This is a genomic window from Streptomyces sp. NPDC007863 (genome assembly GCF_040633895.1).
In the GTDB taxonomy this organism is placed as follows: Bacteria; Actinomycetota; Actinomycetes; order Streptomycetales; family Streptomycetaceae; genus Streptomyces.
Map to the genome: position 1 here is coordinate 42,936 of NZ_JBEYEI010000021.1, position 13,430 is coordinate 56,365.

13 protein-coding genes are annotated in these 13,430 nt (G+C 74.2%); 7 read left to right on the plus strand and 6 right to left on the minus strand.

Annotated features, from left to right (window positions below):
* Positions 1 to 60: 60 nt before the first annotated feature.
* Positions 61 to 2,415: a serine hydrolase gene (locus ABZ621_RS29365; protein ID WP_360609564.1), complete on the minus strand. Its 2,355-nt coding sequence runs from the start codon at positions 2,413 to 2,415 to the stop codon at positions 61 to 63.
* A 183-nt stretch (positions 2,416 to 2,598) separates the two neighbouring features.
* Between ABZ621_RS29365 and ABZ621_RS29370 the strand changes: the two genes are divergently transcribed.
* From ABZ621_RS29370 to ABZ621_RS29380, 3 genes are all read left to right on the plus strand, one after another.
* A complete protein-coding gene (locus tag ABZ621_RS29370; RefSeq protein ID WP_169094262.1) occupies positions 2,599 to 3,297 on the plus strand; it encodes a GPP34 family phosphoprotein in 699 nt (232 codons plus the stop codon).
* Between the two features lie 228 nt (positions 3,298 to 3,525).
* The gene (locus tag ABZ621_RS29375) at positions 3,526 to 4,386 is read left to right on the plus strand and encodes a helix-turn-helix transcriptional regulator (protein WP_360609453.1); all 861 of its coding nucleotides are present in this window, start codon (positions 3,526 to 3,528) and stop codon (positions 4,384 to 4,386) included.
* A gap of 287 nt (positions 4,387 to 4,673) precedes the next feature.
* The gene (locus ABZ621_RS29380; protein ID WP_169094264.1) at positions 4,674 to 4,874 is read left to right on the plus strand and encodes a DUF397 domain-containing protein; all 201 of its coding nucleotides are present in this window, start codon (positions 4,674 to 4,676) and stop codon (positions 4,872 to 4,874) included.
* Between the two features lie 97 nt (positions 4,875 to 4,971).
* On the opposite strand, the gene ABZ621_RS29385 is transcribed toward ABZ621_RS29380, so the two are convergent.
* A complete protein-coding gene (locus ABZ621_RS29385; RefSeq protein WP_360609454.1) occupies positions 4,972 to 5,799 on the minus strand; it encodes a hypothetical protein in 828 nt (275 codons plus the stop codon).
* 82 nt (positions 5,800 to 5,881) lie between these two features.
* Between ABZ621_RS29385 and ABZ621_RS29390 the strand changes: the two genes are divergently transcribed.
* Positions 5,882 to 6,667 (plus strand): SDR family oxidoreductase, encoded by a 786-nt coding sequence (locus ABZ621_RS29390; RefSeq protein WP_360609455.1) that lies wholly within the window; start codon positions 5,882 to 5,884, stop codon positions 6,665 to 6,667.
* Between the two features lie 10 nt (positions 6,668 to 6,677).
* Here ABZ621_RS29390 and ABZ621_RS29395 read toward each other — a convergent pair whose 3' ends face one another.
* A complete protein-coding gene (locus ABZ621_RS29395) occupies positions 6,678 to 7,772 on the minus strand; it encodes an ADP-ribosylglycohydrolase family protein (protein WP_360609456.1) in 1,095 nt (364 codons plus the stop codon).
* 180 nt (positions 7,773 to 7,952) lie between these two features.
* On the opposite strand from ABZ621_RS29395, the gene ABZ621_RS29400 reads away from it, so the two are divergent.
* Positions 7,953 to 8,339 (plus strand): hypothetical protein, encoded by a 387-nt coding sequence (locus ABZ621_RS29400; RefSeq protein ID WP_360609457.1) that lies wholly within the window; start codon positions 7,953 to 7,955, stop codon positions 8,337 to 8,339.
* Here ABZ621_RS29400 and ABZ621_RS29405 read toward each other — a convergent pair.
* The gene (locus ABZ621_RS29405) at positions 8,252 to 10,882 is read right to left on the minus strand and encodes a bifunctional FO biosynthesis protein CofGH (RefSeq protein ID WP_360609458.1); all 2,631 of its coding nucleotides are present in this window, start codon (positions 10,880 to 10,882) and stop codon (positions 8,252 to 8,254) included. The two genes, ABZ621_RS29400 and ABZ621_RS29405, sit on opposite strands and share 88 nt — an antisense overlap.
* 53 nt (positions 10,883 to 10,935) lie before the next feature.
* Entirely contained in the window at positions 10,936 to 11,769 is an 834-nt protein-coding gene (locus ABZ621_RS29410) for a TIGR03619 family F420-dependent LLM class oxidoreductase (protein ID WP_360609459.1), read from the minus strand.
* A gap of 91 nt (positions 11,770 to 11,860) precedes the next feature.
* Here ABZ621_RS29410 and ABZ621_RS29415 point away from each other — a divergent pair, with 91 nt between their 5' ends.
* Positions 11,861 to 12,634, plus strand: a complete 774-nt coding sequence (locus ABZ621_RS29415; protein WP_360609460.1) for a GNAT family N-acetyltransferase — start codon at positions 11,861 to 11,863, stop codon at positions 12,632 to 12,634.
* On the opposite strand, the gene ABZ621_RS29420 is transcribed toward ABZ621_RS29415, so the two are convergent.
* Complete coding sequence (locus ABZ621_RS29420) at positions 12,600 to 13,079, minus strand: GNAT family N-acetyltransferase (RefSeq protein WP_360609461.1); 480 nt, start codon at positions 13,077 to 13,079, stop codon at positions 12,600 to 12,602. The genes ABZ621_RS29415 and ABZ621_RS29420 overlap by 35 nt on opposite strands.
* A 59-nt stretch (positions 13,080 to 13,138) precedes the next feature.
* Here ABZ621_RS29420 and ABZ621_RS29425 point away from each other — a divergent pair, with 59 nt between their 5' ends.
* Complete coding sequence (locus ABZ621_RS29425; protein WP_360609462.1) at positions 13,139 to 13,354, plus strand: hypothetical protein; 216 nt, start codon at positions 13,139 to 13,141, stop codon at positions 13,352 to 13,354.
* The last annotated feature ends 76 nt before the right edge of the window (positions 13,355 to 13,430 follow it).

A 13,430-nucleotide genomic window follows, 5' to 3' on the forward strand; every position in this document is an offset into this window, starting at 1 on the left:
ACGCTAACAGCAGGGCGCCCCGGCCGTCCGGGGCGCCCTGCCGTCCGCTCTCCCGGGGGCTCAGCCCACGCGGGTCAGCTTCTTGTCGAAGCCGGGCTCCACCAGGTCGGACGCGAGCGCCGCCGGGGCGCTGACCTTGCCGGCGCCCTCGCCGATCGAGACCGTGCCGACGACGTCCCCGGCCTTGCCCGCGTGGGGCACGGCCTTGCCGCCGTCGGTCAGCGCCAGGTCGACCTTCAGGCCCGGCCAGCCGATGGCCTTGATCTCCTTCGTCGCCACGACGGGGGTCTGCCCGCCGAGCCCGTCGTCGACGTACCCGACGACCTGGCCCTTCTTCACGACGGTGGCGGAGGTGACGTCGTCCTGCGCCTGCTTGATCAGCTCGTAGCTGTAGTCGAGCGACAGCTCCAGCTTCTTGTTGAGGGAGGCGGCGTCCTGCGCGCCCATCACGATGCCGAGGACGCGGTGGGTGCGGCCGTCGACGACCGTGTTCGCCGACCAGAGCAGGTTGCCTCCGGCGGGGGTCGAGGAGCCGGTCTTGATGCCGGTCACCCCGTCCTTGAGCAGCAGCCGGCTGTTGTTGTTCTCGATGTAGCCGACGCCCTCGATGGTGGCGTTCGGCATGTCCACGATCTCGCGGAAGACGTCGAACTTCATGACCGCCTTCGCCAGCTTCAGCTGGTCCTGAGGCGTGGACACGGTGGAGTCGAGCAGGCCGGACGGGTCCGTGTAGCGGGACTGGGTCATGCCCAGCTCCTTGGCGGCGGCGTTCATCTTGTCGACGAACGCCTGCTCCGAGCCGGCGTCCCAGCGCGCGAGCAGCCGGGCGACGTTGTTGGCCGACGGGATCATCAGGAGCTGGAGCAGCTCCTTCTCCGTGTAGGTCTGCCCCTCCTTCACCGCGGCCGTCGACTCGTGCGCCGCCTTCGCCTGCTCGGCGGCCTTCTTGTCGATGGTGATCTCCGGACCCTTCTGCTTCCCCTTGAGCGGGTGGTCGCGGAGGATCACGTACGCGGTCATGGTCTTCGTCACGGATGCGATCGGGGCCGGCTTCTGCGCCCCGTACGTGCCCATGGAACCGACGCCCTCGACCTCCACCGCGCCCTGGCCCTCGCCGGGCCACGGCATCTTCAGCGGGCCGCCCGCGAAGGTGTACGTCGGCGGCCCGGAGAGCTTCAGGGCGGGCGCCGGCAGCGGGCGGACCATCTGCACGATCGCGAAGACGATCAGGAGGAGCAGGACCAGCGGGGTCCAGATCCGGACCCGGCGCACGGTCGTGCGCCAGGCGTTCGGCGGCGGGGGCGGGGTGTTCGTCAGCTCGGCGAGCAGATCGAGCGGCGGCAGCGGAGGCAGCGGCTGCTGCCGCGTCCGCTCGGGCTCGGCGAGCGCGGGAGCGGGGGCGGGAGCGGGGGCGTCCGCCTTCGGCTGGGGCTTGGGGGCGGCCGCCTCCGCCTTCGCCGCCTTCCGCTCGGCCGGGACGTCCGGGCGCAGCGGCACGAAGGTGCTCGTCCGCTCGCTGTCGGAGTCGCGGCCCGCGACGTCGCGCGGCAGCTTGAGCGCGGTCGTCGGCTGGTCCACGACCGGCGGCCGCACGGCCCGGAACATGGTGGTGGGCTGGTCGACCGGTCCCTCGGACGCGGCGGCCACGGCGGCCTTCGCCCCGTCGGGCTCCGGCGCGGCGGGCTTGGGCACCTCGGCCTTGGGCACGTCGGCCTTGGGCACCTCGGTCTTGGGCACGTCGGCCTGGGGCGCCTCGGTCTTGGGCACGTCGGCCTGGGGCGCCTCGGTCTTGGGCACGTCGGCCTGGGGAGCATCGGCCTCGGGCGCGGAGGCCTCGGGCTTCGACGGCTCGGCCTCCCGCTCCTCGGCCTCCGGCTCCTCGGGCTTCTTGGCGGCGAACCACGACGGCTCCGCCGCCTTCGGCGCCTCGGCGGCCGCCGCAGGGGCCTCCGCGGGCTCGTCGGCGGCCCCGTCGGCCTCCGCGGGCTCCTCGGGCTCCTCCGGCGCGGACGCGGGCTCCTCGGCCTTCGGGGACGCCTCGTCGGTCCCGGGCTCCTCCTGGGCGCCCTCGGCGGCCTCCTCGGCCCCGTCGTCCTTCGCCGCCGTCGCGACCCACGCCGCGACGGCCTGCTTCAGACGGTCGCCCTCGGGCGCGGCCTCGTCGCGGGTCTCGCCGGACTCCGGAATCGATTCCTCGGCGGGGCCGGCCGGCGCCTTCGACGCCGACGGCTCCGCGTCGTCCTCCGGGACGCGCGGCGCCAGGGTCTTGAAGACCGCCGTCGGCTGGTCCACCGGCGCCGGCGCGGACACCGCGGACGCCGGGGACTCCGAGGAGGCAACCGTCGACGACACCGCCGGCGTCCTCCCCTCCGACGACCCCTGCTGCTCCGCCCTGTCGGGGGACTCGCCCGCCACCGTGCCTCCTCCATGCGTCATGCGTACGTCCGAACCGTCTACCAGTGTCCTGTGTGAACCCCTTGGCTCCCGTGCTAGACGAGAACGACATACCTACTGGTTCCCGGACGAACCGCACAGGCACTCTCGACAGATGAATGTGAGAGGGGTCACCCTGTCATTCATCCACGCGGGGAGGCATGGATGGGCAGGAGCCGCAGAACCATTCCGGAGGAGCTTCTGCTGCTCGCTCTGGACCCGACCACGGGTACCACAGCGCAGCCGCAGTCGCTCGATCTGGGCCTGGCCGGAGCACAGCTAGTAGAGCTGGCCCTGGCAGGACGGATAGCCCCTGACGGGGATCGTATCGCCGTGGTGATGCCACGGCCGACCGGAGATCCGACTCTGGACTCCGCACTGGAACTGCTGCGCAGGCGCGGCAGTCCGGTCCGGGCCGTCCACTGGATCGGCGGACCCCGACTGGGGCTCCGCCAGACGTATCTCTCGCATCTGGAGCGATGCGGCATGGTGCATGCCGTGGAGGGCCAGATGTGCGGGGTGCTGCCGACGACTCGCTACCAGGCGACGGACACGGCGATCAGCCGGGAGATCAGGGCCCGGCTGGACAGTGCGATCCGCACCGGGGTACCCCCGGACCCGCGGACCGCGGCGCTCGCCGCACTGGCCCACGCGGTCGGTCTCGGCAAGCACCTGTACCCCGGCAACGAAGGACGGTCGTCGCGGTCCCGGCTGCGCGACCTGATCCGGCACGACCCCATGGGCGGTCTCGTCGCGCACGCCGTGATGGACGTCCAGAACGGCGCGGCCGCACAGCCGCGCCGGAGCGGTCAGGGCGTACCCGCCCAGCCGCGCGGCAGCATGGCCCGCGCCGCCGCCCACTGAGGCGGGCGCACGGGCCGGGCACCACACCGCACCACCGCACCGCCGCACCACGACCCTTCCGGGAGCCGCACCCGGTGTGCGGGGCGCCTCCGGGCGTCCCGCACATCGGTGTCCCCGGCCCCGGGTTGTCGGGTTTTCCCAGCGCACCCGGCACCTTTGGTGGCAGTCTGCCAAGCAGTAGATACTCACAGCTACGCATCGCAGACAGCAGCCGGAGGTGCAGTTTCCGTGGCGTCCAGTGTCAACCCCACCGTCAGGCGACGCCGATTGGGGCAGGAGCTGCGCAAGCTCCGCGAGGGCAAGGGCATGACGGCCGAGCAGGTCGCCGAGCGCCTCCTCGTCTCCCAGTCCAAGATCAGCCGGCTCGAGAACGGCCGCCGCTCCATCAGCCAGCGCGACGTGCGCGACCTGTGCGGGGTGTACGAGGTCGACGACGAGGCGATGGTCAACTCCCTCATGCAGATGGCCAAGGACTCGCGGCAGCAGGGCTGGTGGCACGCCTTCGGCGACATCCCGTACAGCGTCTACATCGGCCTGGAGACGGACGCGCAGAGCCTGCGCGTCTACGAGCCGCAGATCATCCCCGGACTGCTGCAGACCCGCGCGTACGCGACCGCCGTCATCTCCGGCGCGCTGCCCGAGTCGACGCCGGCCGACATCGAGAAGCGGGCCACCGTCCGCACCCGCCGCCAGGACCGGGTCCGCGACGAGGAGCGTCCGCTGCGGCTGTGGGCGGTCATCGACGAGGCCGCGCTGCGCCGGGTGGTCGGCAACCGGCAGGTGATGGCCGAGCAGCTGGAGCACCTCGTCGAGCAGTCGCACCTGCCGCACGTGACCGTGCAGGTGCTGCCCTTCGACACGGGCGCGCACCCCGGCATCAGCGGCCAGTACTCGATCCTGGAGTTCCCGGACGCCTCCGACTCCAGCGTCGTCTACATCGAGGGCGTGACGAGCGACCTGTACCTGGAGAAGGGGCCGGACGTCGCGAAGTACAGCTACATGTACGAGCACCTGCGGGCGCAGGCGCTGGGCGTGGAGCAGACGCGGGACTTCGTCGCCGGCATCGCGAAGCGGTACGCGGACGGCTGAGCCGGCCGGAGGCCGCGGCTCGGGCAGGCCGGAAATGACCGTCAGGCACCGACAGATCTGACAGATCCGGTACGTCCCGCGGGCCTGACAGGTCCGGACCACAGGGGGGAAGGCACGGTACACCCCCGACTCGGCCCGACGGAAGCCCAGTTGGAATATGCCACCCGGTCGTGTGAACGCCGGTCCCGCCGCTCGGGACCGGCGAGTAGCGTCGATCAGGCCGGTGGAGATCACGCCGGCACCGACTCTCACGCCCCCTTTCGGGCAGAACCGGAGCTGAGCACATCATGGCCATCATCCAGGGTGCCACCGACAACTGGACCAAATCCTCCTACTCCGGCGGCAACGGCGCCTGCGTCGAGGTGAAGTCCCCGGCCGTGGCGGCGATCGCCGTCCGCGACTCCAAGGCCCCCGAGGGTCCGTCCCTCTCTTTCGGACCGGGCTCGTGGAACGCCTTCGTCGGCCAGGTGAGCGACGGGGCCCTCTGAGTCCCGCAGCACCGCCCGCAGTACCCCAAGAGCGCCCTCTCGTCCGGTCCGCCGTCCTGGCCGAGAGGGCACGCTCATGTCCGGGCCCGGAAGCGCGTCACCTCAGCAGGTCCACGTACCGGTCCGTCCCCGGCACGGTCGGGACGAAGGGGGCCACCAGCTCCACCCTCCCGGCGTCGCCGGCGAGGTCGGCCAGACCGGCGAAGTGCGCGTCCCAGCAGTCGCGCGGGTCCCGCTCCAGGAACCAGAGCAGGGTGAGGCGGGTGTCGACACCCTCCACCTGCTTCACGTACGTCATCCGGTCGCCGGGCAGCGGCGTCGGACGGAAGACCGTCACCATCGCCGCGGGCGAGCCAGCGAGCCGGCGCGGGAGGTCGCGGGCGACGAGCCGTTCGAGGAGGGCCGCGCGTTCCCGGGCCCCCGCGCAGTCCACGACCTGGAGGACAAGGCCCGCGTAGGGGTGGTCGAGGGCGTGGACGTCGCGCGGGCCGGCCGCCCCGTCCCGGTACACCGTCGCCGCGTGGTCCTGGAAGGACGTGAAGACGTGGGTGCGGTCGTGGTAGACGCGGGCGTCGCGGTTGAGCCGCTTGTTGATGGCGACGGTCCACTTCATGTGCTCGTCGTAGCGGCCGTCGGTGATCCAGTACGTGGAGAGGTAGCAGCCGGCCGTGACCGGCTGGGCGACGGCGGACTTCTCGGGCGTCCGCAGCGCCTGGAGGTCGCGGGTGGCGACCCAGCGGCGGCCCGCGAACATCCAGGGCATCGCCATCGCGCCGGCGTAGTAGTGGTCGTCCTCGTACCAGCGGTTGTACGCGTACTCGTGCCCCGGGTGCGGCTCCACCATGGTGATCAGCGCATGGCCGGGCCTGACCCCGTACGGGCCGCGCGCCGCCAGCTCCCCGTACGCCTCGACGTCACTCGTCACTGCCGTCTCCCTTCCCAGTGCGACTCGGGGCACCTACTCTGACGGACCGTCAGATCAGTGGCCAGAGGCGGGAGGCACCCGGATGCTGCTCCAGGGGAAGACGGTCGTCGTGTCGGGCGTCGGGACCGGACTCGGTCACCGGGTCGCGGAGGCGGTGGTGCGCGACGGGGGCAACGCGGTCCTCGGCGCGCGGACCGGGGCGAACCTCGTCAGGACCGCGACCGCGATCGACCCGTCCGGCGGGCACACCGCGCACCGGGCGACGGACATCACCGACGAGGCCCAGTGCGAGGCGCTCGCCGCGCTCGCCGTCGAACGCTTCGGCGGCATCGACGCGGTCGTCCACGTCGCCGCCTGGGACTCGTACTTCGGCGGCCTCGCCGACGCGGACTTCACGGCCTGGCAGGGCGTCCTCGACGTCAACCTCCTCGGCACGCTGCGGATGACCCGGGCGTGCCTGCCCGCGCTGCGGGCGGGCGGCGGCGGCGCGGTCGTCTTCATCGGCACGCAGTCGGCCGTCGCCGCGCCGACCCAGGTGCAGCAGGCGGCGTACGCGGCGTCCAAGGGCGCCCTGACCTCGGCCATGTACTCGCTGGCGCGGGAGCTGGGCCCGGACCGGATCCGGGTCAACACGGTGCTGCCCGGGTGGATGTGGGGGCCGCCGGTCGAGGCGTTCGTCCGCTTCACGGCGGCGTCGGAGGCGGTCGAGGAGGCCGAGGTCCTGGCGCGCCTCACCTCCCGCGTGGCCCTGCCGGAGCTGGCCACGGACGCGGACGTCGCCGACGCGGTCACCTTCCTCGCCTCCCCCCGGGCCCGCGCCGTCACCGGCCAGTCCCTCCTGGTCAACGCCGGCGAACTCATGCGCTGACCACCGCCGTTCAGGGCGTCGGGTAGCGGGTGTGCCAGGTGGGGGTGTGGAGGGTGGGCGACTGGGTGAGTTCCATGGCGAAGTCGTCGGCGAGTTCGAGGATCGTCCCGCGGCCCTCCACCGCCGCCAGCCACGCCGGCGGCAGCGCCGTCTCCCCGTGCTGCGCGCCGAGCAGCGCGCCCGCCACCGCCGCGGTGACTGCGGACGGCCCGTCGTGGTTGACCGCCAGCCGCAGCCCGTGCCGGACGTCCTCGCCGACGAGCGCGCAGTAGACGGCCGCCGCCAGCTGCCCCTCCGCCCGGTCCTCGTCCGCCCCGAGCGCCGTGACGCGCTCCGCGTCCGGCACCCCCTCGCGGACCGCGGCCAGGGCGCGCGTCAGCGCCTCCGTCACCGGCTCGTGGCCGGGGCGCGCGGCCAGCAGGCCCAGGGCCGTGGCGGCGGCGGCCTCGACGGAGGCGCCGCGGGCCACGCCGTGGACGGTGACGGCGAGCGCGCCGGCCGCGAGCGTCGCGGCGGGCGCGCCGTGCGTCTGGGCGGCGCACTCGACGGCCAGCTGGCAGACGAGCTGCGGCTCCCAGCCGACGAGCAGGCCGATGGGCGCGGAGCGGGCGAGGGCGCCGGAGTCGCCCGCCTCGGGGTTCTTGGGCTGGTCCGGTGTGCCGAGGCGCTCGTCGCCGAGGCCGGTGAGGCAGGCGCGGGGCGCGTCGCGGCGGGCGTACAGCCACTCCTGGCGGCCGAGCCAGCCGTTGTCGCGGCGCCGTTCGTCGGGCCCCCAGTCGCGCTGGGTGGCCGCCCAGCGCAGATGGGCGCGGTGGATCTCGGTGGGCGGGTGCCAGACGCCGCCGTCGCGGCGGACGTGGGCGCGGATGAGGCCGTCGACGGTGAAGAGGCCCATCTGGGTGGCGGCGGTGACGGGCAGGGTGCCGTCGGGGGGTTCGGCGAGGCCCGCCTCGCCGTGCGCCGTACGGATCTCCTGGAGCGTCCGGTCGTGGACGCCCGCCCCGAGCGCGTCGCCGACGGCCGCGCCGAGCAGACAGCCGCGGACGCGCGCCCGGAAGTCCTGTTGTTCGGTGCGGCCCCACACGGCCGCGGCAGTGGTGGTCACGACGTGCCCTCCCCCGTCCGAGGTCCTGCTCTCTCGCCGTTCTGACACCGGTCTGCGCAGCACTCTAATCGACCGGGTGTGTCCGTTCGGGGGGCGGAACCTTATGTGATCGGACGCCCTTCAGGCCGCTTTTGACCAGAGTTCACCCGAGCTTCGCCCTTCGCCTGAACGATCCGCCGCATGACCCCCGTGACACGAGTCAAGTACTCCTCCGCGGCACTGGCCGCCGCCCTCCTCCTCGGCCTCGCCGCACCCGCCGCCTCCGCGCACGCCCCCGCGCGCGACGCGCACCGCGTCCCCTTCACCGCCGCGACCGTCACCGACAACGCCGACGGCACCTCCACCATCGCCTGGACCGCCCCCGGCGTCCGCACCGTCGCCATCCGCTCCGAGGGCCGCACCGTCGCGCGCGGCGGCGCGACCGGCTCGGTCACCGCCCCGGTCCGCCCCGGCGCGACCTGCTGGTCGGCTGACCGCCCTCAGCCCTCGACCACCGGCAGCAGCTCCGGCAGATGGCCGTCCGAAGCCCGGGCGGCCCTCTGGCGCTCCTCGGGCACCTCGCCGTAGAGCGTGGTGCGGGGGCGGGACGGCCGGCCCGCGGCCTCCGCGATCGCCTCCAGGTCGCGGATCGACCGGTACGAGCCGTAACTCGACCCGGCCATACGCGAGATGGTCTCCTCCATCAGCGTCCCGCCGAGGTCGTTCGCGCCGGAGCGGAGCATCTCCGCCGCGCCCTCCGCGCCCAGCTTCACCCAACTGGTCTGGATGTTCGGGATGTGCGGGTGGAGGAGGAGACGGGCCATCGCCGTCACCGCGCGGTTGTCGCGGACCGTCGGCCCGGGGCGGGCGATGCCCGCGAGGTAGACGGGCGCGTTGGTGTGGATGAAGGGCAGGGTCACGAACTCCGTGAAGCCGCCCGTCCGCTGCTGGATGGAGGCGAGCGTGCGGAGGTGCCCGAGCCAGTGGCGGGGCTGGTCCACGTGCCCGTACATCATCGTCGAGGACGAGCGCAGGCCCAGCTCGTGCGCGGTGCTGACGACCTCGATCCAGGTGGCGGCGGGCAGCTTGCCCTTCGTCAGCACCCAGCGGACCTCGTCGTCGAGGATCTCGGCCGCCGTGCCCGGGATCGAGTCGAGCCCCGCCTCCTTCGCCGCCGTCAGCCACTCGCGGATCGAAAGGCCGGTGCGGGTCGCGCCGTTGACGACCTCCATCGGGGAGAAGGCGTGCACGTGCATGCCGGGCACGCGCTCCTTCACCGCCCGGGCGATGTCGAAGTACGCGGTGCCGGGCAGGTCCGGGTGGATGCCGCCCTGCATGCACACCTCGACCGCGCCCACCTCCCACGCCTGCCGGGCGCGGTCGGCGACCTGGTCGAGGGAGAGCGTGTACGCGTCGGCGTCGGTGCGGCGCTGGGCGAAGGCGCAGAAGCGGCAGCCGGTGTAGCAGACGTTGGTGAAGTTGATGTTCCGGGTGACGATGTACGTCACCTCGTCGCCGGACACCGACTTCCGCACGTCGTCCGCGACCCGCGTCAGCGCGTCGAGCGCCGGGCCGTCGGCGTGGAAGAGGGCGAGGGCCTGCGCGTCGGTGAGCCTCGTCGGATCGTCGGCGGCGACGGCCAGTGCCTCCCGCACGTCGGCGTCGATCCGCTCGGGGACGGCGTCGGGCACCAGGCCCGGCGCGGCGGCCTCCCGCAGCGCCCCCCAGTCGCCGTACACCTCGTCGAAGTCGTCGCGCCGGTCGCCGGTACGGCCCTCGGTGTCGATCGTCGCGTGCAGGTCGGTGCGGCCCGAGGCGGTGAAGGCCTCGTCCGGCTCCTGCCACGGCAGGCCGCGGACGACCGCGTCCGGGTTCGCGAGACCGGTCTCCGGGTCGGCGAGGGCCCGCACGTGCGGCACGATCCGCGGGTCCAGCCACGGCTCGCCGCGGCGCACGAACTCCGGGTACACGCAGAGCCGTTCGCGCAGCTCGAAGCCGGCGGCGCGGGAGTGCGCGGCCAGCTCGTCGATGCGCGGCCAGGGCCGCTCGGGGTTGACGTGGTCGATGGTGAGCGGGGAGACCCCGCCCCAGTCGTCGACGCCGGCCGCGATCAGCCGCCCGTACTCGGCGTCCACGAGGTTCGGCGGCGCCTGGAGGCAGGCGGAGGGGCCCATGATGAGCCGGGCGACGGCCACGGCGGCGACCAGGTCGTCGAGTTCGGCGTCGGGCGTCGCGCGCATCGCCGTGTCCGGCTTGGCGCGGAAGTTCTGGATGATCAGTTCCTGGACGCCGTGGTACGCCCGCGCGACCCGGCGCAGCGCGAACAGCGACTCGGCCCGCTCCTCGTACGTCTCCCCGATCCCGAGGAGCAGCCCCGAGGTGAAGGGCACGGACGACCGTCCGGCGTCCTCCAGGACCCGCAGCCGCACGGCCGGTTCCTTGTCCGGCGAGCCGTAGTGGGGGCCGCCGGGCTCCGACCACAGCCGGGTGGCGGTCGTCTCCAGCATCATGCCCATCGAGGGCGCGACCGGCTTGAGCCGCTGGAAGTCCGTCCACGACAGGACGCCCGGGTTGAGATGCGGCAGGAGCCCGGTCTCCTCCAGGATCCGCACCGACATGGCCCGCACGTAGGCGAGGGTGTCGTCGTACCCGTGCGCGTCGAGCCACTCGCGCGCCTCGGGCCACCGGTCCTCCGGCTTGTCGCCGAGCGTGATCAGCGCTTCCTTGCAGCCGAGGGCGGCGCCGCGCCGGGCGATGTCCAGGACCTCGTCCGGCGACAGGAACATCCCGTGCCCGTCGCGCCGCAGCTTCCCCGGCACGGTGACGAAGGTGCAGTAGTGGCACTTGTCCCGGCACAGCCGGGTCAGGGGTATGAACACGCTCTTCGAGTACGTGATCACTCCCGGCCGCCCCGCCGCCGCGAGCCCGGCGTCCCGCACCCGCCCCGCGACCGCCACCAGCTCGTCCAGGTCCTCGCCCCGTGCCCGCAGCAGCACCGCCGCCTCGCCGACGTCGAGCGCGACCCCGTCCCGCGCCCTCCGCAGTGCCCGCCGCATCGCGTTCCGGGTCGGGGGCGCCGTCGAGCTCTCGGCCTGCTGGTCGGCCTCCCGGCCGGTCTGGTGGTCCGTCATGCACCGAGCATACGAGCGGCGGCGGTGCGGGGAGGACGGGTCCCCGCAGCTCGTCACCGCAGGTACTCCGCGTACGCGTCGAGGACCCGCAGCACCTCGGCCTCCCCCGCCGGGGGCAGCTGGAGGACGGTCTCCGCGCAGCCGAGCTCCGCGTAGTGGGCGAGCTTTCCGGGGTTCGGCAGGACGGCGTACGGGACGATCCGGAGGGCCTTCGGGTCGCGGCCCGCGTCCTCCCAGGCCCGTCGCAGCACCGGCAGGTTCTCGGTGAGACCGCGGCCGCCGATCGGCATCCAGCCGTCGGCCCGCTCGGCGACCGCCGCGAACAGCTTCGGTCCGGCCGCGCCGCCGAGGAGGACGCGGGGCGCCCCGCCGGCGGGCTTCGGCCAGGCCTCGGAGGCGCGCACGGAGTACCCGAACCCGCCCTCGTACGCCGTCGGTTCCGGCGCCCACAGGGCCCGCATCAGGGCGAGCCGGTCGTGCACGAGGTCCCGGCGGGTGCCCCAGGCGACGCCGTGGTCGGCGGCCTCCTCGCGGTTCCAGCCGTAGCCGACCCCGAGGGTGAAGCGGCCGCCGGAGAGGTGGTCGAGGGTCGCGATCTGCTTGGCGAGCGCGATCGGGTCGTGCTCCGCGAGCAGCGAGATGCCGGTGCCGAGCCCGAGCCGCCCGGTGACGGCGGCGGCCTGCGCGAGCGCCACGTAGGGGTCCAGGGTCCGCCCGTACTCCCGGGCGGCCTCGCCGCCCGCCGGGTGCTCGGTGTCCCGGGACACGGGGATGTGGGTGTGCTCCGGCAGGTACAGCCCGTCGAAGCCGCGCTCCTCCAGCTCGCGGGCGAGCCGCACGGGCGAGATGGTCTCGTCGGTCAGGAAGATCGTGGTCGAGATCCGCATGACCGCACGGTAGGGGGTGCGGCCCGGGATTCCGAGGGGTACGACGCCAGCGCGCGGCCCGTACGCCCGTACGCCCGGCCGGCCTGCTTGGATGGCCCGCGTGCTGACGCGAATCGAGACGTACTACGACGCCGTCCCCCGCTCCTCCGCCCGCGCGGAGGACTTCGGCCCGCTGACCTTCTTCGTGCGGGAGGGCGCCGACGGCTGGCCGTTCTACGCCCGCCCGGCGCTCGGGCACCCGGGCCCGGTGTCGGTGGCGGACGTGGAGAAGGTGCGCGCCCGCCAGCGCGAGCTGGGGCTGCCGGAGGCGTTCGAGTGGGTGGCGGAGACGACGCCGGGGCTGCGGGCGGCCGTGGAGGCGAGCGGCCTGGTGGTGCACGCGCACCCGCTGATGGTCCTGGAGGGCGCGCCGCTGCCCGTGCCGGAGCCGGCGGGCGCGGCCGTGCGGACGCTCGGCGCGGACGACCCGGACCTCGCGGCCGCCGTCGCCGCCCCGTACGCGGCCTTCGGCGCGGTCCCCGGCCCCGGCGACGCGCGGCGGGTCGCGGACCGGATCACGGCCGGCCTGACCGTCCTCGCCGCCGCCTTCGACACGGCGTCCGGGGAGGCGCTGGCCGGCGGCCAGGTCCAGCCGGTCGGGCGGGTGGCCGAGGTCGTCGGCGTGGGCACCCGCCCGGAGGCCCGCCGCCGCGGCCTCGGCCTCGCGGTGACCGCCGAGCTGGTGGCGCGGGCCCGCGCGGCGGGCGTCGAGGCGGTCTTCCTGACGGCCTCGGACGCGACCGTGGAACGCCTCTACGCCCGTCTGGGCTTCCGCACGGTCGCCACCGCCCTCATCGCGGAGGCGCCGGAGGCACCGGCGTCCTGACCATGAACACGTCCACGCCGTCCTCCGCCTCCCGCACGAACCCCGCCCGCTCGTAGAGCCGGCGGGCCGCGCTCCCCCGGAGGACGGCGAGCCGGACGGTCTCCCCCGCCGCGTCGGCCCGTTCGAGCAGCCGGCCCAGGACGGCGGTGCCCAGGCCCCGCCCCTGGAGGGCGGGGTCCAGGTAGAAGTGCTCCAGGTGGAGGCCGCCCGCGGGATCGGGGCGGAGCGTGACGCAGCCGGCCGGGCCGTCCCCGGTCTCGATGACCGAGGTGTACGCGGGCGAGAACCCGTCCCTCAGCCGCTGCCGCACCCGGTGCGCGTCGTAGCGGCCGAGCCGCTCCAGGTCCGCGCGCATGACGACCGCCCGCAGCTCGGCGACGGCCTCGACGTCCTCGGGCCGCCCCGGCCGCAGCCGCCAGCCCTCACCCCCGTACCCCTCGTCCATGGCGTGATCGTAGGAACCGGGTCCGTAACCGCCCGCACCCGCCCCCCGTTGGAGCGGGCATGAAGAAGCTCCTCACCGCGGCCGCCCTGACCGCCTTCGCCGCCACCGGCGGCCTCGCCTCCGCGGGCTCCGCCGCCGCCGACACCGGCGGCATGAACCTGCCCTCGGTCGTCCCCCTCAGCGGCGTCCTGAACCCGAAGCCCGCGCCGCCCGCCGCCGCCGACATGCCCGACGCCAACAAGGCGGTGGAGAAGCTGCTGCCCGGCCGGAAGTAGCCCCGGAGAAGCCGGCAAAGACGAAGGTGGCGGCACCCCCCACGGGGCCGCCACCTTCGCGTTCTCGGTGACTCAG

Excerpts from the sequence above, each read along its gene's own strand:
- ABZ621_RS29410 (WP_360609459.1), bottom strand. The coding sequence starts at position 11,769 with ATGCGGATCTCGACCACGATCTTCCTGACCGACGAGACCATCTCGCCC.
- ABZ621_RS29425 (WP_360609462.1), top strand. The coding sequence starts at position 13,139 with ATGAAGAAGCTCCTCACCGCGGCCGCCCTGACCGCCTTCGCCGCCACC.
- ABZ621_RS29405 (WP_360609458.1), bottom strand. The coding sequence starts at position 10,882 with ATGACGGACCACCAGACCGGCCGGGAGGCCGACCAGCAGGCCGAGAGC.
- ABZ621_RS29415 (WP_360609460.1), top strand. The coding sequence starts at position 11,861 with ATGGCCCGCGTGCTGACGCGAATCGAGACGTACTACGACGCCGTCCCC.
- ABZ621_RS29390 (WP_360609455.1), top strand. The coding sequence starts at position 5,882 with ATGCTGCTCCAGGGGAAGACGGTCGTCGTGTCGGGCGTCGGGACCGGA.
- ABZ621_RS29370 (WP_169094262.1), top strand. The coding sequence starts at position 2,599 with ATGGGCAGGAGCCGCAGAACCATTCCGGAGGAGCTTCTGCTGCTCGCT.
- ABZ621_RS29400 (WP_360609457.1), top strand. The coding sequence starts at position 7,953 with ATGACCCCCGTGACACGAGTCAAGTACTCCTCCGCGGCACTGGCCGCC.
- ABZ621_RS29420 (WP_360609461.1), bottom strand. The coding sequence starts at position 13,079 with ATGGACGAGGGGTACGGGGGTGAGGGCTGGCGGCTGCGGCCGGGGCGG.
- ABZ621_RS29380 (WP_169094264.1), top strand. The coding sequence starts at position 4,674 with ATGGCCATCATCCAGGGTGCCACCGACAACTGGACCAAATCCTCCTAC.